We start from the raw sequence: 23,199 nt of genomic DNA, 5'->3' as shown, positions 1-23,199 counted from the left end.
GATATGTAAAAGGATTCAAAGTCAATAAAAAAACAAGGCCTCCCGCGGGAGACCTTGTTTGATCGAACTATTTATTTTGCTTCGCTGTAAAGACGGGCAACTTCATCCCAGTTCACAACATTCCAGAAAGCTGAAATGTAATCAGGACGGCGGTTTTGGTAGTTCAGGTAGTACGCATGCTCCCAAACATCAAGACCGAGGACAGGCGTTTTACCCTCTGAAAGCGGTGAATCTTGGTTTGGCGTGCTTGTAATTTCAAGTTTGCCGTTGTTTACAACAAGCCAAGCCCAGCCTGAACCGAAACGGCCGGCAGCTGCTGCGGCGAATTTTTCTTTAAATTGATCGAAGCTTCCGAACGTGCTTTTGATCTCTTCAGCAAGCTCACCAGTCGGTTCGCCTCCGCCGTTCGGAGATAAAAGAGTCCAGAATAAAGAGTGGTTGGCATGTCCGCCGCCATTGTTGCGGACAGCTGTGCGGATGTCCTCCGGCACTGCGTTCAAATCAGCAACAAGCTCATCTACAGATTTCTCTGCAAGCGCTGATCCTTCGATCGCTTTGTTGAGGTTTGTCACGTATGTGTTATGGTGCTTCGTATGATGAATCGTCATCGTTTCCTTATCGATATGAGGTTCTAAAGCATCATAAGCGTAAGGCAATTCTGGAAGTTTGTAAGCCATAATTTTTTTCCTCCTTTAAATATATGTACTGAAATGCCGCTTAACGCGAACTTTTCTAATCTCAATGTAACAAAAGAAAGCATGGTAATCAATGAAAAAGCTCACAATCCGGCGATTCCAGCAGACATATTACACTTTATCCGTTCACTGCCGAAATTAAACCTTTCTAAAGCACCGTCCATAAGAAATATCCGATCATAAAGAGCTGAATGACGCCTTTTGCCGCCACGCTTGTTAAAAAGCCGATTAACGAGCCGAGCCCCACTTTTGCCGCGGACTTGATATCCTTTTGATGAACAAACACCTCAGCGCAGACAGCACCGATAAACGGGCCTATTATAATGCCTGCCACAGGAATAACGAAGGGCCCGATCAACAATCCGATCGTGCTTCCCCAGATTGCCGCCCTGCTTCCTCCGTACCTTTTAACGCCAAGTAAATTTGACACATAATCAGCTGCAAATAAAACGGCCGCAAATACCGCCTCAATGAGCCAAAACAGGTAAGAATAAGGACTGAAGGAAAACAAAAATCCGTAGAGAAGAAAACCGGCCACAATAAAAATAACGCTTGGAATCACCGGATATACAAGCCCGATAAAAGCAATGACGAAGACCGCAATGATAATCAGCCAATACAAAACACTCATGACAAAAACACCCTCCTTTATTTTGCGGGCGATCACCGCTTCCCGCTTTATCTTATTATGTATGATTCCTTATCACCGCTTTAAATACTCTCACTTGTGTTCATCCCCTGTGAACGATACAATAAGCAACATATACCAGTTTAGGCTAGGAAGTGAAGATATTGAACATATTTACGGCTTTATTGAAAAGTACATACTCTCCGGCAGATATTGCAAAAACACGGTTTCAGGGGATAGGAAAAGCGATCCTTTATGTATATTTGCTGTCTGTCCTTTTTACGCTGCCAAGCGCTTATTACCTTTGCTCCGGCACCGTAAACTCAATGAACGGTTTCAAAACCGTGTTAAAGAAAGATTTCCCTGATTTCAGCATTTCAAACGGAGAATTGCAGACGAAAGCATCCGCCTCTAAGGAAACGGAAGCGAACGGGTTCGTCATCGTGTTTGATCCCACAGATGCTTACGGCGCGAAACAAATAGCGGCGAAACAAAATGCGATCGGCATTTTGAAAAATAAAATGGTGCTTGCTGTAGACGGACAGGCGACAGAAATGAATTATTCGCTGATGCCTGCCGATATCACAAAAAAAGAAATCATATCAGCATTAAACCAAAATAAAACAATGATCGTCACCGTCCTGTCCGTTTTGCTGTTCATCATGACAGCGGCCGGCAAATTCATTGAAGTATCATTTCTCGCCGTCATCGGCCTGATATTGAAAAATGCGCAAAGAAAGACATTGAATTACCAGCAGCTCTGGAAGCTTTCGGCTTATTCCATTACACTTTCGACCATATTCTTTACGATCATGCGCACGCTTGTTATTACGGTGCCGAGTGAATTTTTAGTGAATTGGTTTGTAAACTTTATCATCCTTTTCCTCGTCTTAAAAGAGATACCGCGAAGTAAAACAGCTGTGTAACAAAGACTGCCCCCGGCGGTCTTCTTTTTTGTCATGAACAAAACGGGACAAGCATACAATGAAGTAAAAATGTATGCGGGAGGCGGTTGGAATGAAGCGGCTTACTTTTGTATTCGGCAGTTTATTTGTGATATTCATTATCTTTTACGATCTTAAAATCGGCACGATCCCTTCTCAAGACCTTCCAGCATACGCAGCGGCGGCACAGCCAGCCCAACAGGAAGCTTCATACAGAACGGTTACGGTCAAAAAAGGCGATACGGTGATGTCGATAGTCGGCGCACATAAAGCGCCAGATGATATTGCACAAGATTTTGAGGCGCTGAATCCGAATGTAAAAGCAAACGCCATTCAGGCAGGCACCGCTTATAAATTCCCCGTCTACCGCAATTAAACGTTAATTTCTTGTCAGTTCGGCAAATACACTGTTACAATATAACATGTAAATAGAAGTTGCCTGACATGTAAAAGGCTCAGCCTGCAAAAGCGGTAACTACAATTAAGGAGCGATTGACAAGTGAGTGAAATCACACATCGTACAAAAACGCGTCCCGTCAAAGTGGGACCTTTAACAATAGGCGGAAATAACGAAGTCGTCATTCAGAGTATGACGACGACCAAAACACACGACGTAGAAGCAACAGTTGCGGAAATCAACCGTTTAGCCGAAGCCGGCTGCCAAATTGTCCGGGTGGCATGTCCGGACGAACGCGCCGCTAACGCGATTGCCGACATCAAAAAACAAATTTCCATCCCTCTCGTTGTCGATATTCATTTTGACTACAAGCTTGCATTAAAAGCAATTGAGGGCGGGGCCGACAAAATCAGAATCAACCCGGGTAACATCGGCCGGCGCGAAAAAGTGGAAGCCGTCGTAAAAGCGGCGAAAGAAAAAGGAATTCCGATCCGGATCGGCGTAAACGCGGGATCTTTGGAAAAGCGTATTTTAGAAAAATACGGCTATCCGACTGCTGACGGAATGGTTGAGAGTGCGCTTCATCATATCAAAATCCTGGAAGACCTTGACTTTCATGACATCATCGTCAGCATGAAAGCCTCTGACGTCAATCTCGCCATAGAAGCATACGAAAAAGCGTCAAAAGCATTTGATTATCCGCTTCACCTCGGAATTACAGAATCGGGCACGCTGTTTGCCGGAACGGTAAAAAGCGCGGCCGGACTCGGAGCGATTTTAAGCAAAGGAATCGGAAACACGCTCCGGATCTCTCTGAGCGCCGACCCGGTTGAAGAAGTGAAAGTAGCCAGAGAACTGCTGAAATCATTCGGTCTCGCTTCAAACGCGGCTACGCTTATTTCATGCCCGACATGCGGACGGATCGAAATTGATCTCATCAGCATCGCAAATGAAGTGGAAGAATACATTTCTAAAGTCAAAGCGCCGATTAAAGTAGCGGTTCTCGGATGTGCCGTTAACGGACCGGGCGAAGCAAGAGAAGCCGATATCGGGATTGCCGGCGCGCGCGGCGAAGGACTTCTTTTCCGCAAAGGCCAAATCGTCCGCAAAGTGCCTGAAGAAACAATGGTCGAAGAGCTCAAAAAAGAAATCGACAAGCTGGCAGAAGAACACTATGCAAAGCTTGAAGCAGAAAAAGCAAAAGCAGAACAAGAAACACAAAAAGCTTGACGGATATTCCGCCAAGCTTTTTTTTGCGTTGTGTTAAAAAAACGGTGTAATGAAGATGCCAAGCACAAGGGAAACAATACCGATTCCCATCGCCCATCCGCCTAAAGCGCCTGCTCCTCTTCTTCTGGCGATATAGCCGACGATAATGCCGCATGCCCCTAATAAAACAGGGAGCACAAACAGGGAAATGATAGAAATAGCCAATGCTGCATACCCTATCCCCCGGCCTTCACTTACTCCGTCCCGATTATCATCACGGTCTGCTGCCCGGTCAGAAGCACGATATGGCTCTGAGATTTCGGCCGCTGTTTCTTCTGAATAAACATCACGCGTGATATCGGTTCCTTCCGATCCATGATCTACATAGTAATCGTTGCCTTTTCGATTTTCGTAATCGTATGCCACCTTCAATTCCCCCTTTTTCTTTTATGAAAGGAGCTTTTTTAGTTTCCGCGTTTTTTACGAATTCATGTTTGCTAAACTTTTCTGGTATTGTTAATTGTTTATGTTACACTTGAAGGGATGAATTTATAGGAGTGTGGACATGTTACGGTTAGGTATAGATATTGACGGCACAGTTACGGCACAGGATACATTTGTCCCTTATTTAAACCGCTCATTTCATCTTTCCATTACCTTGGATGATATGACTGATTATGATCTGACGAAGCTTTTGAACATTACAGACGAGGAATTTTGGGAATGGATGAACGTTCATGAAGCAGCCATATATAAAGAAGCGAAGCTCGCGGAATTTGCCAAGCAGGCACTGGACGGACTGAAAGAAGAGCACCGTCTTATCTACATTACGGCAAGACGCGGCCACTTAGAAGATGTTACGCTGGACTGGTTTGCAAACCGGGACATTCATTACGATCACATTGAGCTTGTCGGAGGCCATCACAAAGTGGAAGCCGTCAAAAAACACGGCATTGATTTATTTTTCGAAGATCACCACGGCAACGCGACAATGATCGCAAAAGAAGCAGGCATTCCGGTTATCCTTTTTAACTCCCCATATAATCAGCTCCCCATCGATTCCAATATTATCAGGGTGCAGAATTGGCTTGAAGCCGTCGCCTGGATTAATAAAAACAAACACAGCTTTCAGCATGTTAAAAGCTGAAAAAAACCTCCTGTATAAGCAGGAGGTTTTTTATCGGCACGCCGGACAGGTGCCGTAAATTTCAAACTTATGGCCGCTGATTTCATACCCTTCCAAATCATCGTGCAGCTTATCCATCGGACAGGACTCAATTTCCTTCGTTTTCCCGCAGGTTAAACAGATAAAATGGTGATGATGATGGGTATAAGAGCATGTAAAACGGAACAGTTTTTCTCCGGAAAGCTCCGTTGTTTCCAAAATGCCGAGTTCTTCATATAACGAAAGATTTCTGTATATGGTATCAAAGCTCAGACCCGGATAGTCGTCATTTAATGCGGCAAGCACGTTTTTGGCGGTCAGATATTTATCAGAATCAGCAAAAAGCTGCAGCATGTCTTCTCGCTTACTCGTATATTTATACCCTTTTTCTTTCAGCAGGTTCAACGCTTCTTGTACGTTCATGAGGACCTCCCTTTTACAACACGGTATCGCTCCAAAAAGAAAATGGCAGCTGTCTGAACAGCAGGCCATTTTCTTATGATGTATCAAATTATACCTATAAAATGATGAAAAGTAAATGAAAGCCTAGTGAATCGCGGTTTTGAACTTACCGCCCCTCGTTTCATGGGTATTCATGATCGTAATAAAGGCGTTTTTATCAATTTCAAACACAATGGATTTCAATTTAGTCACTTCAAGCCTTGTCACGACCGCGTAAATGACTTCTTTGGATTCATCCGTATATCCGCCTTTTCCCTGAAGCTTGGTGGTTCCCCTTCCAAGCCGGTGCAAGATTGCGTCTGAAATTTCCGCATACTGATCTGCCACAATAATGACCGCTTTTGTTTCATCGAGACCCTGAATGACGGCGTCAATCGTTTTCATGGCAATATAATAAGTCATGAAAGAATACATCGCCTGCTCCGGACCGAACACAAAACCGGCCCAAATAAAAATAAACACATTGATGAGCATAACGAATTCTCCGACTGAGAAGGGCAGCTTTTTTGTGAGAAGGATACCGAGTATTTCAGTACCGTCCATCGAGCCTCCGTTTCGGATGACAAGGCCTACCCCGAAACCGAGCAAAAGCCCGCCGAATACCGTCGCCAAAATAGGCTGGGTCGTAATGGCCTCCACATGGTGCAAGGAGGATTCAATCAGCGCTAAACCGACAATTCCGATAACAGTAGAGATGAGAAATGTTTTTCCGATATATTTATATCCGAAAATCATAAATGGAATGTTGAGTAACACAACGAATAAGGCGAAATTGAGGAGGGGATTGGACATAAAGAGGTGGTCTAAAATTAATGAAACACCGATAATGCCTCCGTCGATAAAATTATTAGGGACCAGAAACAATTCAATACTTACGGCGGCTGAACCCGCCCCGATCAGAATCATGATGACCCTGAAGATAAAGTGTAAAAATGATTCTCTTTTGTGCTGTTTATTTGGGGTCATAAAATCTCCTTTCCTGTAATAACTATTTTAAACAGTAAGCAACTTCATTTTACCATTAAAAGCCGTAACATTTTAATGATTTGCTCAATACATTATGTCTAAAGAGGTGAAAGTATCGATGATTTTAATACAAAGAATTATTTTGCAGCGGCTCAATCAAGTCAATGCGGACGATCTTCTGAAATATTCCAAGCAATACGGAATCAGCATTACGAGAAGTCAAGCGGCTGAGGTAGCGGCTCTGATGCACGGAAAAAACATCAATATTTTTGATGAACAGGAGCGGCTGCGCCTGCTGAAAAAAGTGGAAACGATAACCTCAAAAGAAACGGCTCGGAAAGTTGACGAACTTTTCAATCAATTCTCAGGATAAAAAAGGAGGGGCAATTCCCCCTCCTTTTTTATTGAGCTGATATTTTTTCAAGAAGCTCCTGATCAAACTGCTTTTCTTTCAGCATTTCGATTTCAAAACGGTACGGCGGCTTCTTATTTTTCTTGTCTTCGCCTACATACGGGGTTTCGAGGATTTTCGGAATATCGGCAAGCTGCTCGTGATGAACGATGTACTGCAGAGCGTCAAAACCGATCTCTCCGAAGCCGATATTTTCATGGCGGTCTTTCCGGGCGCCTTTAATATTTTTACTGTCATTCACATGAAGGACTTTTATCCGATCGATGCCGACGATTTTATCAAACTCGTTAAGAACGCCGTCAAAATCATTGGCGACATCATATCCTGCATCATGGGTGTGGCAAGTGTCAAAGCAGACGGATAGATGTTCATTATGCGTAACCCCCGAAATGATCTCGGCCAGCTCTTCAAAGCTTCTTCCGCATTCTGATCCTTTGCCCGCCATTGTCTCCAGCGCAATCTGCACGTTTTGACCGGGAACAATCACTTCGTTTAAACCTTCAATGATTTTTTTGATGCCCGTCTCAGCCCCGGCTCCGACATGCGCTCCCGGATGAAGCACGATCTGTTTCGCGCCGATCGCTGCCGTTCTTTCAATTTCAGAACGCAGAAAATCAACGCCCAGCTCAAACGTTGCCGGATTTGTCGTATTTCCGATGTTAATGATGTACGGCGCATGCACGACAATCTCGTCGATGCCGTTTTCCTTCATATGGGCGCGGCCCGCTTCAATATTCAAGTCTTCAATTTTTTTGCGGCGCGTATTTTGGGGAGCGCCCGTATAGATCATAAATGTGTTCGCCCCGTATGAAACGGCTTCCTTGCTTGCGGCAAGGAGCATATGTTTTCCGCTCATTGAGACGTGTGAACCTATTTTCAGCAACCCGATTCCCCCTACTTTCCTCTGTTAGATTGGTTTCTTCTCTGCTTCTTTCTGATTTTTTCCATTTCGTAGCTCATTTTCTTTTTATAGCCCGGCTTTACTTTTTTTGGCTTTTTCACAAGGCGTTTCGCCATTTGGTCAGCCTCATTTGCCGTCTTTTTGCGATTTTTGCGGCGGTGGCGGTCATCGCCTTTCTTCCATTCGCCGTTTACAAGCTCCGCATATTCAAACACAATACCCATCTTTTCGAGTCTTACGAGCGCATCTTCGTCAGAAAGCTCATAAATGGTCAGTGCTTGGCCTGATGAACCGGCGCGTGCGGTTCTCCCGACGCGGTGAACATAAAAATCCAGATCGTCCGGAAGCTCATAGTTGATGACGTGGCTTACACCTTTAATGTCAATTCCTCTTGCCGCAAGGTCTGTCGCAATGACATAAGTGAATTCCAGATCATTAATCTGCTTCATTACCTTCTTACGCTCACGCGGCGTTAATCCCCCGTGCAGAAGACCGATCCTCATGCCCTTTTCAGTCAGGTATTTCGCAATATGGTCAGCCGTGTTTTTCGTATTGGCAAACACAATGCCCAGATAAGGGTTCAGATGAGACATCATATCAAAAAGCAGCTTGTCTTTATCACGCTGTTTAGAAGGAACCAAAACATGTTCAATCTTTTCGGCTGTGATTCTTTTCGGCTCAACATGCGCGTACTTCGGATTTTCCATATACTTTTTCAAAAACGGCTTCAGCTTTTCCGGAATCGTAGCTGAGAACACAAGCATCTGAAGTTCTTCCGGCATCCGTGATCCGATGTAATCAACGTCTTCTAAAAAGCCCATGTCAAGCATCAGATCTGCTTCGTCAATGACGAGAGACTGCGCTTTATAGACGTTCAATGCCTGCGCCTTAATCAGATCCGCGATCCGGCCCGGCGTTCCGACGACGAGATGAGGCTGTGTTTTCAGCTTATCAATTGATTTTTGCTTGTCCGTCCCGCCGATGAAGCATTTTGTCCGGATCGGCTCATCTTCCGCACCCTGTGTGATTTTGAGCGCTTCCTGATGAATCTGATTGGCAAGCTCTCTCGTCGGCGCCGTGATAACAGCCTGCACCGTATCAGAACCCGGATCAATCCGATTCAAAATTGGCAATAAATAGGCGTGGGTTTTCCCCGTCCCCGTCTGGGACTGCCCGATCACGCTTTCGTTTTTCAGTACGGCAGGTATCAGCCGCTTTTGAATATCTGTCGGTTCATAAAAACCAAGGCGGTGAACTGCATCTATAATAAACGGTTTTAAGTTGTATCCATCAAATTTAGTTTCTTTCATTTTTCCCAGCTCCTTAAAGCGGCACATTCTGTGTCCATCATCACATTATAACCGATTTTATTTAAAAACACCATGTCTTGGGGGAATCCTGTTTTCGAGACAGAAAAGCAAATGCCCCCTCCGATGCATATTGTAATAGCAGAGAGACAGAAAGGAGGTACAAGTATGTTTCCACAGCAGCCGATGAGAAATATGGCGCAGCAGGGCCGGCCGTTGATGAATCCGCGTATGAGGATGGGAGGAAGACCGTCATTGCCGGGCCGGCAGCTGATGCAGCAGGGCCGGCAGCTTTTTCCTCAGCAGCAGATTGCCGGAGCGGGCCTGAGAAACGCAGGCACGGGCGGCGGAGGGGGCTTAAAAGGGATGCTTTCCCGTTTTTTACCCGGTTCAGGAGGAGGAAGCGCTGCCGCGTCTGCACCGGCGGCGGCCAGCGGAGGAGCAGGTGCAGGACTGCAGGGAATACAGAACCTGGCAAGTCCGGCATCCCTGTCGAGCATGCTCGGCAACGTTCAGAAGGTGCTCGGCGTAGCGCAGCAGGTTACGCCGATGATCCAGCAGTACGGTCCTTTAGTACGGAGTCTGCCCGCCATGATGAAGCTTTACAGCCAATTAAGCAGCAGCGATGATGAGAATGAATCTGACGAGACAAAAGAAACAGACGAACAGAACAAAAAGGATGAAGCTGAAAAAACAGATGAAACAGAAGATGAAAACAAATCAGACGCCTCATCCAAAACATCAAAGAAGACGTCTGAAAAAGCATCCGCTTCAAAAGAAAAAGACGCCGCACAGGCAGAATCAGCGGAACAGCCGCGTCCAAAAAGAACATCGGGCAGATCAAAGCCGAAATTATATATTTAACATTCTTTGATATCTCACGAAAGATTAGCTATAATGAGATCAGAAGAATGCAAGATTTGAGCCGTTTAACTACGGCTTTTTATATTGCCTCTACACTCACTTTTGATAGGAGGACATCTACATTGGACGTTATCAAAATATCGCCGCGCGGCTACTGTTACGGCGTTGTTGATGCCATGGTCATAGCCAAAAACGCGTCACTCGATAAAACATTGCCAAGACCTATATATATACTCGGAATGATTGTTCATAATAAGCATGTCACAGATGCGTTTGAGGAAGACGGCATTTACACGCTTGACGGCACAAACCGTCTGGAGATTTTAAAGAAGGTGGAAAAAGGAACCGTTATTTTCACGGCTCACGGGGTATCTCCGGAAGTAAGAAAAGCCGCTGAGGAAAAAGGGCTTGTTACGATTGACGCCACATGCCCGGACGTCACGAAAACACATGACTTAATCCGAAAAGTAAAAGCTGAAGGCTATCACGTCATATACATCGGCAAAAAAGGCCACCCCGAGCCTGAAGGAGCCGTCGGCGTCGCTCCTGAAATCGTTCATCTCGTTGAAACAGAAGAAGACGTGAGAAATCTCGATATTCAGGCTGAGAAATTAATCGTTACAAACCAAACGACAATGTCCCAGTGGGACGTCCACGATATTATGGAATCAGTCAAAGAAAAGTACCCGCACGTGGAATACCATCAGGAAATCTGCCTGGCCACACAGGTTCGTCAAGAGGCTGTATCAGAGCAGGCAAAAAAAGCGGACTTAACCATTGTTGTCGGCGATCCGAAAAGCAATAACTCCAACAGGCTGGCTCAAGTGTCAGAAGAAATCGCCGGAACAAAAGCCTACCGAATCGGAGACATCAGTGAACTGAAGCTCGAATGGCTGAAAGGCGTCAATACCGTCGCCGTTACCGCGGGCGCATCAACACCGACACCGATTACAAAGGAAGTCATCCGCTTTTTAGAGCAGTTTGACCACAACGATGAATCGACATGGCAGCTTGAACACAGTGTGCCGCTCAAAAAAATCCTTCCGAAAGTAAAAATAAAAAACTGAGGCCCGGGGCCTCAGTTTTTTTTATAAGAAGGTAAATGGGTTTGTATCTGTTTCGGAAGCGAAAATGCGCACGTCATAGTTTTTCTCTCCGGCCATTGCCGTAAGCTTCTCAGCCGTGCCTTTTCTCATGATCTTTTCAGCATAATGCCCCGGGTCCACGACGTTTAATCCCATCATCATCGCATCATGCGCTACATGAAAATAAAGGTCGCCCGTCACGTAAACATCTGCACCTTTCCGCTTTGCTTGATTAATATATTTATTTCCGTCGCCGCCAAGAACCGCGACTTTTTTCACCTTGCTGTTTCGCTCTCCGACCATCCGGACTCCGTTAACGTCAAACTTTTCTTTCACAAACAGAGCAAACTCTTCAAGCGTCATGTCCTGCTGAAGTTTTCCGATCCGGCCGAGGCCTTTTTCAAGCGGAGACTGCTCCACCGGATAAATATCATACGCCACCTCTTCATACGGATGGCTTTTTTTCAGCGCTTTTACGACGGTTTTCTCCATACTTGCCGGAAAAACGGTCTCAAGTCTCACTTCATGGACGAGTTCCAGCTCTCCCGTCTGTCCGATAAACGGGTCTGCCCCCTCCAGCGGCTTAAAGCTCCCGATTCCCTCAGAAGAGAACGCGCAATGGCTGTAATTGCCGATATGTCCCGCTCCGGCGTTGCCGAGCGCGGTTCTTACAGCTTCTTCATAATCTTTCGGAACGTATACGGCAAGTTTTTTCATCGGGTCCGAATATGTCGGGACGAGCACCTCTGTGTCTGTCAGGCCGAGAGCTTCGGCAAGCAGGTCATTAACACCGCCGTCCGCTACATCAAGATTCGTATGAGCCGCATATACGGCAATATCATGCTTTATACATTTCTCAATCAGTCTTCCGCCAGGCTGATCAGTGGTGATCTGTTTAAGCGGCCGAAAAATCGGCGGATGGTGGGCGATAATTAAGTCAACTTTTTTCTCAATGGCTTCATCTACCGTTTGTTCCAGAACATCCAGTGTCACCATGACATTTTTCACCGGCTTATTCAATGTACCGATCTGCAGGCCGATTTTGTCTCCTTCCACCGCAAAAGCCTTCGGTGAAAATTGTTCAAACAGCTGGATGATTTCCTGTCCGTTCACATGTTTAGGCATGTCCGATTACCTCCTTCAGCAGAGAGATCCGCTCTTTCAATTCAGCTAATTTTTCATGATTTTCATCCTTTGCGCTGCGGCTGATCTGTTCATAAATTTGTTCAGTATGCTTAAGTTCCTGGCTCCATTTCCGAAGAAACACTTCATTCCTCTCTTTTAATAAAAACGGACCCGCAAGCATTCCGGCAGCCATCGGCACGTCCCGATAAGGCGTATCACGGTCGCCAGTTTCCGCAACGAGGATTTCATAACACTTTCCGTCTTCTTCGAGAATCACTTCATCAAGCAGTTCATAGCCTTCCTGATACAGCCACTCTCTTATATGAACGGCATGAATATTCGGCTGCAGAATCAGCCGTTCACGCCCCGTCAATTTCGTTTTTCCCGACTCCAAAATATGAGCGATCAGTGCTCCGCCCATGCCCGCGATTGTAATGGCGCCGGCTTCTCCTTTTTCAAGGACGCTCAGCCCGTCACCTTTCCTTACGGAGATAAGAGTGCTTAAGTCCAGTTTTTCCACCTGCTGTTTGGCGGATAGAAACGGCCCGTCTGTAATTTCACCGGCGATTGCCCGGCTTGCCAAATGATTCAAAACGGCATAGCAAGGAAGATACGCGTGGTCCGACCCGATATCAGCAACCAGGGCACCCGGAGGGATATATTCCGCCACAGACTGCAATCTTTTAGATAACTTCATTTCATTCACAGTATCACAACTTTTCTCATGTTCTTTTTCCTTTACTATCATATAAAAAAACCGCCCGGAATCCAAGCGGCGGATAGAGTTTTTCATATGTCTTTTATATAGGGACCGGTAAAGCTTTATTTAATGTCAGAAACCCATTTTGCCATGTCATCCAGCTTTTCGGCCGGCACAAGGCCCGCGGGCATCCCGTTGCCGCCTTTTTCAATTTTTGTTTTAATCTCAGCGACATCTTTTCTTTTGCCGACGCCTTTTAAGTTCGGCCCTGACACACCTTCATAGTTTTCCCCGTGACAGGTGATACAGTTCGCTTTATAAATCTCTTCAGGTGAAGCGTTTGCAGTTTCCTTCTCGCCATTTTTGCTTTCACCGCCGCTTGCGATCTGATGCGCATCTCCATTGCCTTTTACAGCTAAAAAGAAAGTCAGCCCTATTCCCAGCACTGCAATGAGCAAAAAAGGAATCAGCGGATTCCACTTCATATCTCCATCCCCCTTTTTCATTCTCCCCCTATGTAAACACTTCTAATTCTAACTTATTTTTACAAAAAGTAAATGGTCTTGCTCAGCAATTTCATTGATTTCACAATTTATACAAAAAGCAAAAATAACTGTTTTGTTTATCACAAAATTATCTTTATTCTATTGTATAATGAATTGTATACGCTTACAATAAAGAATATAAATAAACTTATCTCATTTTCCCCCTTCCAGGACATGCCGCATTTTTTCCGAACTCATTTGCAAAACATATGCTTATCCAGTAAAATAAAGGTATATTATCCATATATCTTATACATAAAAAAGAACGGATCAAAAAGACCCGTTCCATTCTATTCGAGAAAATCCTTCAGACGTTTGCTTCTGCTCGGATGTCTCAATTTACGAAGCGCTTTTGCTTCAATTTGGCGAATACGCTCTCTCGTTACTCCAAACACTTTGCCGACTTCTTCTAAAGTTCTTGTGCGTCCGTCATCCAGACCGAAACGGAGACGCAGCACGTTTTCTTCACGATCTGTCAACGTATCCAGCACATCTTCCAGCTGTTCTTTTAAAAGCTCATATGCCGCATGATCCGACGGAGATGTCGCTTCCTGGTCTTCGATGAAATCACCGAGATGTGAGTCGTCTTCTTCACCGATCGGCGTTTCTAAAGAAACTGGCTCTTGAGCAATTTTTAGTATTTCACGGACTTTTTCAGGCGTAAGATCCATGTCTTCAGCAATCTCTTCCGGTGTAGGCTCTCTGCCAAGATCCTGAAGAAGCTGACGCTGCACCCGGATTAATTTATTAATGGTTTCCACCATGTGAACCGGGATACGGATTGTTCTCGCCTGGTCAGCGATGGCGCGTGTAATCGCCTGTCTGATCCACCAAGTCGCATACGTACTGAATTTATATCCTTTACGGTAGTCAAACTTCTCAACGGCTTTCATGAGACCCATGTTTCCTTCTTGGATCAAGTCTAAGAAAAGCATGCCGCGGCCGACATACCGTTTAGCAATGCTGACAACTAAACGAAGGTTTGCTTCAGCCAGTCTGCGTTTAGATTCCTCGTCACCCTCTTCAATTTTTTGAGCGTAGGTGATTTCTTCTTTAGCAGAAAGAAGATTTACCCGTCCGATTTCCTTAAGGTACATGCGGACTGGATCATTGATCTTTACGCCAGGCGGTACGCTGAGGTCATTAAGGTCAAATTCTTCTTCGGCTTTGGCAAGCTGTTGAATATTAGGATCTTCCGTTTCTTCATTTTCACTAATTAATTCAACACCTTGTTCTCCTAAAAATTCATAATACTCATCCATTTGGTCTGATTCAATTTCAAAGCTGGACATGCGTTCAGCAATTTCTTCATATGTTAAAACACCACGTTTTTTTCCAGTTTCAGTAAGCTGCTCTTTTATCTGGTCTAATGTAAGTTCTGTTTCTGTTTCGTGGGTTTGTTTATCAGCCATTATGGATCCCTCCTTCCAAAGCTTGCAACGAATTCTAAAAGCGGTATGTTTCTTATCCGCCCCGGAAGCCTTCTCTCTTTTTCAGCATGCAGGGCTGCGGATAATAAATGACAATTCATGATGAGGTTAAGCGATCTATTTGCTCCTCCGCAAGGAATCATTGCCAATCAGAACGCAAGCCTCTTTTTGGTGTTACTTTAATGATCGGTTCAATGCAACAATTTCTTGAGCCAGAGACGCAGCTTTCACGAAGTCTTTCTGCCTCTCCGCATCCGCTCTTTCTGCTTCTTTTTCCTTTATCATTGACCATTTTCGGTGATCCAACACTTTTTTTACGTAATCGGATAACTCGGCCTCTGAGAGCTCCTCGTTTACTTGGAGCATCCCTATATCTGAAAGCAGCTGGCTGATTTCCTCATCCTGCATTCTCGCCATAAGATGCTGCGGCGTCATGTCAGCACCCTCTTCATAAACAGCGTACAGGTATGCTGCCAGCGCACGATGTCCGTCAATGTTAAATTCAAAGCCGACACGCTCAATCACTTTCTTTATGACGTTTCGGTCTCTCAGCATATGAGCGAGCAGAAGTCTTTCCGCGTTCTCATAGGCGGGACGGAGACGGCGCCGTTTCGCTTTTGTCGTCACCCGGGCCCGTCTTGTCTGCGGTTCGGCGTTTTTGTCGCCGGGGGCGTTTTGCCTAGCGTAGATGGAAAGCTGTTCCGTCAAAGATTCTACCGAAAGAGAAAATTCAGAGGCGAGCTGCTTCACATACATTTCCTGCTCAAGCGACCCGGAAAGAGCGCTGATTTCTTTCAGCACTTCTTTCATGTAAGCGAGCCGGTCTCCTTCGTCAGATAAGTTTTTCCCTTTGCGGAAATATTGCATTTTAAAAGCCATGACCGTAACGCTTGCATCAATGATATCGGTCCGGAATTTTTCTCCGCCCCGGGTTCTGATATAATCATCAGGATCAAGCCCGTCAGGCAGCATGCTTACTCTTACCTTACAATCGGCTTTCTGGAGCAGGCCGGCCGCTTTCAGCGTAGCTTCGTACCCAGCTTTATCCGAATCGTAGCAGAGAATGACCTCCTGAACATTTCTTCTGAGGATTTTCACATGCTCTTCGGTGAGCGACGTCCCCATTGTGGCGATACTTTCTTTTACGCCTGAGCTGACGGCGGATATGACGTCAGCGAAGCCTTCAAACAGAACGGCTCTCTCCTCTTTCCTGATCGGCAGGCGCGCCTTATGAAAGTTATACAGCAGCTTAGATTTATGAAACAGCGGCGTTTCCGGGCTGTTCATATACTTCGGCTGCTGGCTTCCGAGCGCCCTTCCTGAAAAAGCCGCCACGGCTCCGTGGTGATCATGAATGGGAAACATAATTCTGTTTCTGAAACGGTCAAAATACCCGCTGCCGTCTTCCCTTCTGATCAGCAGACCCGCTTTTTCCATCAGTTCTTCCTCAAAACCGCGCTTTTTCAAGAATTTCGTCATGAAATCCCAGGAATCCAGCGCGTAGCCGATTTCAAACTCATCTATGAGCTCTTTCGTAAAACCCCTTGATAAAAGGTAATCTAACGCTTCCTGGCCTTCCTTTGTATTTATTAGCAAATGATGGTAAAATTTCTTCAGAAGCTCGTGGGCTTCCGCCATCTTCTGCTCTCCGGAAGATTCCGGCCTGGATGCAGAGTGAATCGTTATATCATCAGGGAAATCAATCTGATATTTATCCGCAAGGTGAGAAACAGCTTCCGTAAATGAATAGCCTTCCATCTGCCGTAAGAAAGAGAAAACGTTCCCGCCCGCTCCGCATCCGAAGCAATGAAAGATCTGCTTATCGCTGGAGACGGAAAACGAGGGCGTGTTTTCCCCGTGAAACGGACAGAGCCCAAAGTAGTTGCGGCCTTGCTTTTTCAATTGGACATAATCACCTATGACTTCAACAATGTCTGCTGACTGCTGCACCTGATTAACTACTTCATCTGGTATGCGGTTTCCCATCTTATAACACTCCGTCGTACATTATTCGATGTTTTGATTTGAAATCCCTTCATCATTCGACAGGATTTTTTTAAGCAGGGTAACAAATCGATTCCGATCTTCTTTATTTAATTTTTTAGGTCCTTTGGAATGAATGCCGCTTCTTCTCATTTTGCCTGACATATGACGGCTCATCAGAGCGAAGTCAATCGTGTCTTCAGTATAAGAACGGCCCCTTTCCGATAAGACGGCAATATTTCTGTTCAGCAAAAGAGATGCTAAACCGATATCCTGCGTGACTACGACGTCTCCCGATCTCACATGGTTTGCGATATATAAATCTGCCGCTTCTTTATGAGGATCAACGTATACCCAGTTCTCGTCTTTGCTTCTGGAAAGCTGGTAGTGTTCAAATGATGCGACGAAAATAACCCGAACGCTGAATTGCGATGCAATGAGCATTATTTCCTCTTTTACGGGGCATGCGTCTGCATCGACAAAAATCGTCTTTTCTTTTTCATTTAGAAGACTAATTCTCCATCCCTCCATCAATCTCCTGCATAAAAACAAGCGAAATCGCATATGCTCCATGACTGCGGATCTATTTTGAGCTTTGTCGAAAAATTTCCGGGAGTTATTCTTGACATCTTACCCATAATAGTTTATTCGTATCACACGAAGCTTAAACCTAAAAATAAACATTTTATCACAATTTTTTATTATAATACAAACTTCGCGAAGATGCCATCCTTTTTGTTTATTCCCTATTTGCATACCCAAAAACCCAGGATAAAGCGTCCTGAGTTATCGGCCCTTTGTTTTGAGATGATGAATGATGTTCGCTGTTTCTTCGACTGCTTTATTCGAAACGTCAACGACTTGGCAGCCGATCCGGTCCACGATTTTCTCAAAATACTCCAGCTCTTCTTTAATTCTGTTGATATTGGCGTAAATGGCTTTGTCATTTAAGCCGAGAGATTTTAACCGTTCTTTACGTATATGGTTCAGTTTATCAGGGCTGATTTTTAAGCCGATGCATTTTTTCGGATCAACGCTGAACAGTTCTTCCGGCGGATCGACCTCAGGAACGATCGGCACATTGGCCACTTTCAGACGCTTATGGGCAAGATATTGTGATAATGGGGTTTTAGACGTTCTGGATACTCCGAGCAGGATGATATCGGCTTTTAAAATGCCTCTTGGATCCCTGCCATCGTCATATTTGACGGCAAACTCGATCGCCTCGACCTTTTTGAAATAATCTTCATCAAGCTGCCGGACGCGGCCGGGCTCATATTTGGCGGTCAAACCGTAAGCCGATTCCATTTTATCGATGAGCGGACCGATAATATCGTAATACAGCACATTCGCTTTTTCCGCTTGTTCAACCAGGTATTTGCGCATTTCAGGAACAACGAGCGTAAAACAAATAATGCCGCCGTCCGCTTTGGCGAGAGACACGACTTCATTAATGGTGCCGATATCTTCCACATAAGGTATTCTTCTGATATGCGTATCATCGGCTGAGCCGTTAAACTGGCTGAGCGAGGCTTTTACAACGAGTTCGGCGGTTTCTCCGACTGAGTCTGATACTACATAAATGATGCGATTGTCCATGTTATCCCCCCGTTAGTTTTCAAGCTTATATGATTTCATTTTCTGATAAACTGACAAGTATCTTAGTCATATTCGTTTTGGTAAACCGGCCGATGACCTCAAAGCCTTTATCCGTATCTTTAATAACGGGCAGGGCATCGATCTGTTTTTCAATTAAATACTTGGCGATGTCCATCACATAATCATCACGCCGGCAGACGGCGATATTCGGCATTCTTGTCATGATAATATGAACCGGTATTGAGGCAAGTTCCTGCTGGCCGATGCTCGCCCGCAGCAAATCTTTGCGTGACAGCACACCGACTAAGACAGCATCACGATCTACGACAAATAACGTGCCGACATCTTCTAAAAACATGGTGCAGATGGCATCGTATACCGAGACATTTTCATTGATGACAACAGGGATCGATTGAAAATCTTTCACTTGCAGCTTTTTCAGTTTATCCGCAAGCAGCTGATTTCCCGTTTTCCCCGTATAAAAATAACCGACCCGCGGACGGGCCTCTAAGAAGCCTGACATGGTGAGTATGGCCAAGTCCGGCCGCAGCGTGGCCCTCGTTAAATTGAGCTGTTCTGCGATATGCTCTCCGGTAATCGGGCCGTTTTCCTTTACAATCTGTAAAATTTGTTCTTGCCGTTTATTTAATTCGATCGTACTCACCACCTTTATGGAAGGGTTTCTTTATCTATGTTTTCATTCTGTGATGTTTATGTAAAAGGGGAAAAGACGATTGCCGATCACACAGCAACCGTCTTTTTCTTTATTTTACAATAAGATGATTCATATTAGCAAAAGACTTGATTACATCTGCAAGAGCGGTCATTTGCGCTAAACGGTTGGTTTTTAATGCTTCATCGTCCGCATTTACCATCGTGTGATTAAAGTAATCTTCGATCGGCTCTTTTAATCCGCTGAGCACGGCAAGCGCCTGTTCATAGTTTTTGGAGGCAAAGCTTTCCGCGACACTGTCTTTTGTTTTTTCATAAGCGTCAAACAGCTTTTTCTCCTGTTCATTTTCAAACAGATCCGGCTTGATATCGCGGCTCTCGCCTTTTTTGCTGATGGAGATGACCCGGCCGAGTGATTCAGCCGTTTCTTTAAAGCCGGGTGTGCCGAGGTGCTTCTCAAGCACTCTTGCCTTATGAACGGCTGCATACGGCTCAAGTTCTGTGCTGTCCAGAACGGCTTCAATAACGTCATGACGGATGTCTTCAGCGTTTAAGACGTATTTCAGACGCTGTGTAAAGAAATCAAGGAGCTCATTTTCTTTTTCCGTTTCTGTCAACGACAGCAGTTCTTTAAAAGAAATGCCCCAGTTGCGGTCGATCAGAATGGAAACAATGCCGCTTGCCTGACGGCGCAATCCGTACGGATCCTGAGAACCTGTCGGAATTACGTCAATGCTGAAGAAGGAAGCAATCGTGTCCAGTTTATCAGCTAACGCCACGACCGCGCCGGTAAAGGTTGAAGGCACTTCTCCCCCGGCCGCTCTCGGCATATAGTGCTCATTGACAGCGGCAGCGACGGCTTCATCTTCACCGAGCATGCGCGCATATTTTTCTCCCATCACGCCTTGAAGCTCAGGGAACTCATAGATCATATGTGTAACCAGGTCAAATTTAGAAATCTCAGCGGCGCGCTTCACAAGTTTTTGCGTCTGTTCATCCGCTTTCAGGCGGACGGCAAGTTTGCCCGCAATGGTGACCGCTCTTCTCACTTTATCCCCGAGGGAGCCGAGCTCTTCATGGAAAACGATATTTTCCAGTTTCTTCACGTTTTCATCAATGTTCAGCTTTTGGTCTTCTTTGTAGAAGAACGCAGCATCTGAAAGCCTTGCTCTCAGCACTTTCTCGTTTCCGCGGGCAACATTTTCAATTGCATGGCTGTTCCCGTTTCGCACCGTAATAAAATGAGGAAGCAGATTCCCGTTTTCATCTTTTACCGGGAAGTAGCGCTGATGCTCTTTCATTGTTGTCACGAGCACTTCTTCAGGGATAGAAAGAAACTCGGATTCAAAAGATCCGTAAAGCGCCGTCGGATATTCCACCAGATGGTTGACTTCGTTCAGCAGATCCTCATCGACCGGAATGTTCCATTTCTTCTTGGCCGCAAGCGCATCCAGCTGGCTTTGGATCATTTGTTTGCGTTCTTTCGGGTCAGCAATGACGCTTTGTTCTTTCAGCAGCTTTTCGTATGATGACGGCGCATCAACAGATACTTCTTGGCCGAGAAAGCGGTGTCCCTGCGTGTTCCGGCCCGTCTCGACATTTGTGATTTCAAACGGAATGACGTCTTTTCCAAAGAGGGCGGCAATCCATTTGATCGGACGGATATAGCGCAGATCCTGCGTGCCCCAGCGCATGTTTTTCGGAAAATGCATTCCGGCAATCAAATTTTCCAGCTGCGGTAAAAGTGTCTTCGTCTCTTGTCCCGCCTGGAATTTTTGAACGAAGACATATTCCGTGCCGTTTACATCTTTTATATACAGGTCATCCACTCCGGCGCCTTGGCCTTTTGAAAATCCGATAGCGGCTTTTGTCCAGTTTCCGTCAGCATCCAGAGCGATTTTTTTCGCAGGGCCTTTTGCTTCTTCCTGAATATCAGCCTGTTTTTCTGCTACGTCTTTTATATATACTGCCAGACGTCTCGGCGTATTAAAAAGTTTCACTTCGCCGTGGGCGATATTTTTTTCAGCAAGCCAGACGGTCAGCTTTTCACCGAGCTGCACCATGCTGTCATGTAAAAACCGCGCCGGCATTTCCTCGAGTCCGATCTCTAAAAGCAAGTCTTGTTTACTCATGGGAAGAGCCCTCCTCTTTAAGCATTGGGAACCCTAATTTTTCCCGTTCTTCATAATACGTTTTTGCCACTTTTCTCGCTAAGTTGCGGACACGGCCGATATATCCCGTCCGCTCTGTCACCGAGATCGCGCCTTTTGCATCAAGCAGATTAAATGTGTGAGAGCATTTCAGCACATAATCATAGGCCGGATGCACAAGCCCGTTATCCATTTGTCTGATCGCTTCTTTTTCATAGGTGCTGAACAAATGGAAAAGCATATCCACGTCAGATGTTTCAAAAGTATAAACGGAATGCTCGTATTCAGCCATCATAAATAAATCTTTCACAGTAAATCCTGACGTCCATTCAAGATCAAAGACGTTTTCTTTATCCTGAATATATGACGCGAGACGTTCAATACCATATGTGATCTCAACGGACACCGGTTTACATTCAATTCCGCCCACCTGCTGGAAATATGTAAACTGAGTAATTTCCATCCCGTCAAGCCATACTTCCCAGCCGAGACCTGCACAGCCTAAAGACGGGTTTTCCCAGTTGTCTTCTACGAAACGGATATCATGTTCAAGCGGGTCAATGCCGAGCGCACGCAATGAATCAAGGTAAAGCTCTTGAATGTTATCAGGCGACGGCTTGATAATGACTTGGAATTGGTGATGCTGATAGAGCCTGTTCGGGTTTTCACCGTACCGTCCGTCCGCAGGCCGTCTGGACGGCTCAACGTAAGCCACTCTCCACGGCTCCGGCCCGATGCTTCGTAAAAATGTATACGGACTCATTGTGCCTGCGCCTTTCTCCACATCATACGACTGCATGAGCACACAGCCTTCATTCGACCAGTGCTTCTGCAAGGTTAAAATCATATCTTGAATGTTCATTTCAAGCACCTCCACTTTCTCCATTCTTTTACAAGTGCGGCGGCAACCAAAAAACTCCCGTCTCTATGCTTGCCGGCCGCAAACATAGGGACGAGAGTTCTCCCGCGGTTCCACCCTAGTTGCTGAGGATGTGAATCACTCAGCCTCTTTTTAAAGGGTTGCTCGAGAATGCCTTTCGTTGCGCGCTCATCCTTAGCTTACACTGTCCTAAGGTCGCTTGTATGAGTTGGACGCAAGTACTTCTTTCTGTCACTGCAACATATTTTATAATAAATGATCATATAAAAAGATGGGCAGAATGTCAACTTTTGTTTTCATCCAAAAGGTTCTTCATGCTTTCCATCTGGTCTAAAAACCGTTTTGACTTTAAATAAAGTCCTGAATATTCCTCGTAATACAGATCAATGACCTGTTTAATTTCGTTTTTGGTTTCCTGTTTTAACGAGACGCTGCCGAGCCTTCCGATATCAAAGTAATAAAAAAGCCTTAGCAGCCTTGCCGTTTGCGGCGAAATCGGAACTCTGTACGGATCCTTTTCAAAGCAGCGGTGGCAGATAAAACCGTTATCTCTTATCGAAAAATGAAACGTCCCTTCCCCGCTTTTGCAGTGGACACAATGATTCAGCTCCGGATACAGCCCCATGACGCCGAGCATTTTCATCTGCACGATGAATGTGATCACGTCCGGGTCAGTCCCGTCATTCAGCCTCTTAAAGGATTCGAGAATCAATTCGAATAAATAGGGGTTCGGTTTCTTCTCTTCCGTTCCTTTGTCAGTGAGTTCAGCGATAAAAGCGGCATACGCCGTCAAAAATAAATCTTCTCTGATCGTTCTCATGCTGAGAATCATTTCACCCTGCTGGAGCGTGCCGAGTCCGGATGTTCTTTGCATTAAAAATGACCCGTACAAAAACGGCTGGCTGACTGCTGACAGCCGGCTGGCTGACTTCCTGGCGCCCCTTGCCATGACGCCGATTTTGCCGTGTTCCCTCGTCAGCAATGTCACGATTTTATTCGTCTCCCCGTAGTCATTCGTACGGAGCACGATTCCTTCACATTTAGTCAGCATTTCCGCACCTTCCAACAACGGGAGGGGCC

The 23,199-nt window shown here is 45.5% G+C and carries 25 protein-coding genes; 7 read left to right on the top strand and 18 right to left on the bottom strand.

The genetic code is table 11. From position 1 onward, the window contains the following. Nucleotides 1-71: 71 nt before the first annotated feature. Entirely contained in the window at nt 72-677 is a 606-nt protein-coding gene (gene sodA / locus G9F48_RS12370; protein ID WP_003153025.1) for a superoxide dismutase SodA, read from the bottom strand. Nucleotides 678-843: 166 nt separating this feature from the next. Then, complete coding sequence (locus tag G9F48_RS12365; protein ID WP_017418157.1) at nt 844-1,326, bottom strand: DUF456 domain-containing protein; 483 nt, start codon at nt 1,324-1,326, stop codon at nt 844-846. Between the two features lie 161 nt (nt 1,327-1,487). On the opposite strand from G9F48_RS12365, the gene G9F48_RS12360 reads away from it, so the two are divergent. From G9F48_RS12360 to ispG, 3 genes are all read left to right on the top strand, one after another. Beyond that, nucleotides 1,488-2,249, top strand: coding sequence for a DUF1189 domain-containing protein (locus tag G9F48_RS12360; protein WP_165409553.1), 762 nt, complete (start codon nt 1,488-1,490; stop codon nt 2,247-2,249). A gap of 91 nt (nt 2,250-2,340) precedes the next feature. Next, complete coding sequence (locus tag G9F48_RS12355; RefSeq protein WP_003153022.1) at nt 2,341-2,643, top strand: LysM peptidoglycan-binding domain-containing protein; 303 nt, start codon at nt 2,341-2,343, stop codon at nt 2,641-2,643. A 132-nt stretch (nt 2,644-2,775) separates the two neighbouring features. After that, on the top strand, nt 2,776-3,894 hold the full coding sequence (gene ispG / locus G9F48_RS12350) for a flavodoxin-dependent (E)-4-hydroxy-3-methylbut-2-enyl-diphosphate synthase (protein WP_169510269.1): 1,119 nt from the start codon (nt 2,776-2,778) through the stop codon (nt 3,892-3,894). 33 nt (nt 3,895-3,927) lie between these two features. On the opposite strand, the gene G9F48_RS12345 is transcribed toward ispG, so the two are convergent. Further along, the gene (locus tag G9F48_RS12345) at nt 3,928-4,305 is read right to left on the bottom strand and encodes a DUF308 domain-containing protein (protein ID WP_087920773.1); all 378 of its coding nucleotides are present in this window, start codon (nt 4,303-4,305) and stop codon (nt 3,928-3,930) included. A gap of 133 nt (nt 4,306-4,438) precedes the next feature. Here G9F48_RS12345 and G9F48_RS12340 point away from each other — a divergent pair, with 133 nt between their 5' ends. Further along, nucleotides 4,439-5,020 carry a nucleotidase gene (locus G9F48_RS12340; RefSeq protein WP_007408297.1) on the top strand — a complete coding sequence of 194 codons (582 nt, stop codon included), beginning with the start codon at nt 4,439-4,441 and terminating at the stop codon, nt 5,018-5,020. A gap of 30 nt (nt 5,021-5,050) precedes the next feature. Here G9F48_RS12340 and G9F48_RS12335 read toward each other — a convergent pair whose 3' ends face one another. Continuing rightward, nucleotides 5,051-5,461, bottom strand: a complete 411-nt coding sequence (locus G9F48_RS12335; RefSeq protein WP_003153018.1) for a Fur family transcriptional regulator — start codon at nt 5,459-5,461, stop codon at nt 5,051-5,053. Nucleotides 5,462-5,584: 123 nt separating this feature from the next. Next, entirely contained in the window at nt 5,585-6,466 is an 882-nt protein-coding gene (locus G9F48_RS12330; RefSeq protein WP_003153016.1) for a YitT family protein, read from the bottom strand. Between the two features lie 118 nt (nt 6,467-6,584). Here G9F48_RS12330 and G9F48_RS12325 point away from each other — a divergent pair, with 118 nt between their 5' ends. Further along, a complete protein-coding gene (locus tag G9F48_RS12325) occupies nt 6,585-6,839 on the top strand; it encodes a DUF2624 domain-containing protein (protein WP_156735561.1) in 255 nt (84 codons plus the stop codon). Nucleotides 6,840-6,867: 28 nt separating this feature from the next. Here the strand turns inward: G9F48_RS12325 and G9F48_RS12320 are convergent, their stop codons facing one another. Beyond that, nucleotides 6,868-7,761, bottom strand: a complete 894-nt coding sequence (locus tag G9F48_RS12320) for a deoxyribonuclease IV (RefSeq protein ID WP_015387993.1) — start codon at nt 7,759-7,761, stop codon at nt 6,868-6,870. Between the two features lie 11 nt (nt 7,762-7,772). Continuing rightward, nucleotides 7,773-9,089: a DEAD/DEAH box helicase gene (locus tag G9F48_RS12315; protein ID WP_017418162.1), complete on the bottom strand. Its 1,317-nt coding sequence runs from the start codon at nt 9,087-9,089 to the stop codon at nt 7,773-7,775. Between the two features lie 165 nt (nt 9,090-9,254). On the opposite strand from G9F48_RS12315, the gene vrrA reads away from it, so the two are divergent. Further along, complete coding sequence (gene vrrA, locus G9F48_RS12310) at nt 9,255-9,950, top strand: VrrA/YqfQ family protein (protein ID WP_165409552.1); 696 nt, start codon at nt 9,255-9,257, stop codon at nt 9,948-9,950. Nucleotides 9,951-10,072: 122 nt separating this feature from the next. Beyond that, on the top strand, nt 10,073-11,017 hold the full coding sequence (locus tag G9F48_RS12305; protein WP_077722602.1) for a 4-hydroxy-3-methylbut-2-enyl diphosphate reductase: 945 nt from the start codon (nt 10,073-10,075) through the stop codon (nt 11,015-11,017). A 21-nt stretch (nt 11,018-11,038) separates the two neighbouring features. On the opposite strand, the gene G9F48_RS12300 is transcribed toward G9F48_RS12305, so the two are convergent. The 11 genes from G9F48_RS12300 to recO all read right to left on the bottom strand — a co-directional run bounded on the left by G9F48_RS12300 (nt 11,039) and on the right by recO (nt 23,170). Next, nucleotides 11,039-12,160: a Nif3-like dinuclear metal center hexameric protein gene (locus tag G9F48_RS12300; protein WP_165409551.1), complete on the bottom strand. Its 1,122-nt coding sequence runs from the start codon at nt 12,158-12,160 to the stop codon at nt 11,039-11,041. Then, nucleotides 12,153-12,857 carry a tRNA (adenine(22)-N(1))-methyltransferase gene (locus G9F48_RS12295; protein WP_165409592.1) on the bottom strand — a complete coding sequence of 235 codons (705 nt, stop codon included), beginning with the start codon at nt 12,855-12,857 and terminating at the stop codon, nt 12,153-12,155. Before G9F48_RS12295 ends, G9F48_RS12300 begins: the two co-directional genes overlap by 8 nt. Nucleotides 12,858-12,982: 125 nt before the next feature. Further along, on the bottom strand, nt 12,983-13,345 hold the full coding sequence (gene cccA, locus G9F48_RS12290) for a cytochrome c550 (RefSeq protein WP_102421885.1): 363 nt from the start codon (nt 13,343-13,345) through the stop codon (nt 12,983-12,985). Nucleotides 13,346-13,695: 350 nt separating this feature from the next. Continuing rightward, the gene (gene rpoD / locus G9F48_RS12285) at nt 13,696-14,817 is read right to left on the bottom strand and encodes an RNA polymerase sigma factor RpoD (protein WP_165409550.1); all 1,122 of its coding nucleotides are present in this window, start codon (nt 14,815-14,817) and stop codon (nt 13,696-13,698) included. A gap of 192 nt (nt 14,818-15,009) precedes the next feature. Further along, on the bottom strand, nt 15,010-16,821 hold the full coding sequence (dnaG, locus tag G9F48_RS12280; RefSeq protein ID WP_007408290.1) for a DNA primase: 1,812 nt from the start codon (nt 16,819-16,821) through the stop codon (nt 15,010-15,012). A gap of 21 nt (nt 16,822-16,842) precedes the next feature. After that, on the bottom strand, nt 16,843-17,349 hold the full coding sequence (locus G9F48_RS12275) for a YaiI/YqxD family protein (protein ID WP_014418404.1): 507 nt from the start codon (nt 17,347-17,349) through the stop codon (nt 16,843-16,845). A 255-nt stretch (nt 17,350-17,604) separates the two neighbouring features. Then, nucleotides 17,605-18,417: a pyruvate, water dikinase regulatory protein gene (locus G9F48_RS12270; protein WP_003152991.1), complete on the bottom strand. Its 813-nt coding sequence runs from the start codon at nt 18,415-18,417 to the stop codon at nt 17,605-17,607. A 25-nt stretch (nt 18,418-18,442) separates the two neighbouring features. Then, nucleotides 18,443-19,081 carry a transcriptional regulator CcpN gene (gene ccpN / locus G9F48_RS12265; RefSeq protein ID WP_003152989.1) on the bottom strand — a complete coding sequence of 213 codons (639 nt, stop codon included), beginning with the start codon at nt 19,079-19,081 and terminating at the stop codon, nt 18,443-18,445. Nucleotides 19,082-19,181: 100 nt separating this feature from the next. Continuing rightward, nucleotides 19,182-21,221, bottom strand: coding sequence for a glycine--tRNA ligase subunit beta (glyS, locus tag G9F48_RS12260; RefSeq protein WP_165409549.1), 2,040 nt, complete (start codon nt 21,219-21,221; stop codon nt 19,182-19,184). After that, a complete protein-coding gene (gene glyQ / locus G9F48_RS12255) occupies nt 21,214-22,101 on the bottom strand; it encodes a glycine--tRNA ligase subunit alpha (RefSeq protein WP_003152984.1) in 888 nt (295 codons plus the stop codon). Before glyQ ends, glyS begins: the two co-directional genes overlap by 8 nt. A gap of 301 nt (nt 22,102-22,402) precedes the next feature. Then, on the bottom strand, nt 22,403-23,170 hold the full coding sequence (gene recO / locus G9F48_RS12250) for a DNA repair protein RecO (RefSeq protein ID WP_003152982.1): 768 nt from the start codon (nt 23,168-23,170) through the stop codon (nt 22,403-22,405). Nucleotides 23,171-23,199: the final 29 nt, after the last annotated feature.

Origin of the sequence: Bacillus sp. EKM420B (assembly GCF_011065565.1) — a bacterium.
In the GTDB taxonomy this organism is placed as follows: domain Bacteria; phylum Bacillota; class Bacilli; order Bacillales; family Bacillaceae; genus Bacillus; species Bacillus velezensis.
The sequence above is the reverse complement of the archived record's forward strand: the minus strand, read 5'-3'. Positions and strand labels throughout refer to the sequence as shown.

Bases quoted from the DNA above. Each gene is read 5' to 3' on its own strand.
- G9F48_RS12330 (WP_003153016.1), bottom strand. From the start codon at position 6,466: ATGACCCCAAATAAACAGCACAAAAGAGAATCATTTTTACACTTTATC.
- glyQ (WP_003152984.1), bottom strand. From the start codon at position 22,101: ATGAACATTCAAGATATGATTTTAACCTTGCAGAAGCACTGGTCGAAT.
- G9F48_RS12340 (WP_007408297.1), top strand. From the start codon at position 4,439: ATGTTACGGTTAGGTATAGATATTGACGGCACAGTTACGGCACAGGAT.
- rpoD (WP_165409550.1), bottom strand. From the start codon at position 14,817: ATGGCTGATAAACAAACCCACGAAACAGAAACAGAACTTACATTAGAC.
- G9F48_RS12335 (WP_003153018.1), bottom strand. From the start codon at position 5,461: ATGAACGTACAAGAAGCGTTGAACCTGCTGAAAGAAAAAGGGTATAAA.
- G9F48_RS12315 (WP_017418162.1), bottom strand. From the start codon at position 9,089: ATGAAAGAAACTAAATTTGATGGATACAACTTAAAACCGTTTATTATA.
- G9F48_RS12365 (WP_017418157.1), bottom strand. From the start codon at position 1,326: ATGAGTGTTTTGTATTGGCTGATTATCATTGCGGTCTTCGTCATTGCT.
- sodA (WP_003153025.1), bottom strand. From the start codon at position 677: ATGGCTTACAAACTTCCAGAATTGCCTTACGCTTATGATGCTTTAGAA.
- G9F48_RS12300 (WP_165409551.1), bottom strand. From the start codon at position 12,160: ATGCCTAAACATGTGAACGGACAGGAAATCATCCAGCTGTTTGAACAA.
- G9F48_RS12270 (WP_003152991.1), bottom strand. From the start codon at position 18,417: ATGGACAATCGCATCATTTATGTAGTATCAGACTCAGTCGGAGAAACC.
- vrrA (WP_165409552.1), top strand. From the start codon at position 9,255: ATGTTTCCACAGCAGCCGATGAGAAATATGGCGCAGCAGGGCCGGCCG.
- G9F48_RS12355 (WP_003153022.1), top strand. From the start codon at position 2,341: ATGAAGCGGCTTACTTTTGTATTCGGCAGTTTATTTGTGATATTCATT.
- glyS (WP_165409549.1), bottom strand. From the start codon at position 21,221: ATGAGTAAACAAGACTTGCTTTTAGAGATCGGACTCGAGGAAATGCCG.
- G9F48_RS12275 (WP_014418404.1), bottom strand. From the start codon at position 17,349: ATGGAGGGATGGAGAATTAGTCTTCTAAATGAAAAAGAAAAGACGATT.
- cccA (WP_102421885.1), bottom strand. From the start codon at position 13,345: ATGAAGTGGAATCCGCTGATTCCTTTTTTGCTCATTGCAGTGCTGGGA.
- dnaG (WP_007408290.1), bottom strand. From the start codon at position 16,821: ATGGGAAACCGCATACCAGATGAAGTAGTTAATCAGGTGCAGCAGTCA.
- G9F48_RS12295 (WP_165409592.1), bottom strand. From the start codon at position 12,857: ATGAAGTTATCTAAAAGATTGCAGTCTGTGGCGGAATATATCCCTCCG.
- G9F48_RS12325 (WP_156735561.1), top strand. From the start codon at position 6,585: ATGATTTTAATACAAAGAATTATTTTGCAGCGGCTCAATCAAGTCAAT.
- recO (WP_003152982.1), bottom strand. From the start codon at position 23,170: ATGCTGACTAAATGTGAAGGAATCGTGCTCCGTACGAATGACTACGGG.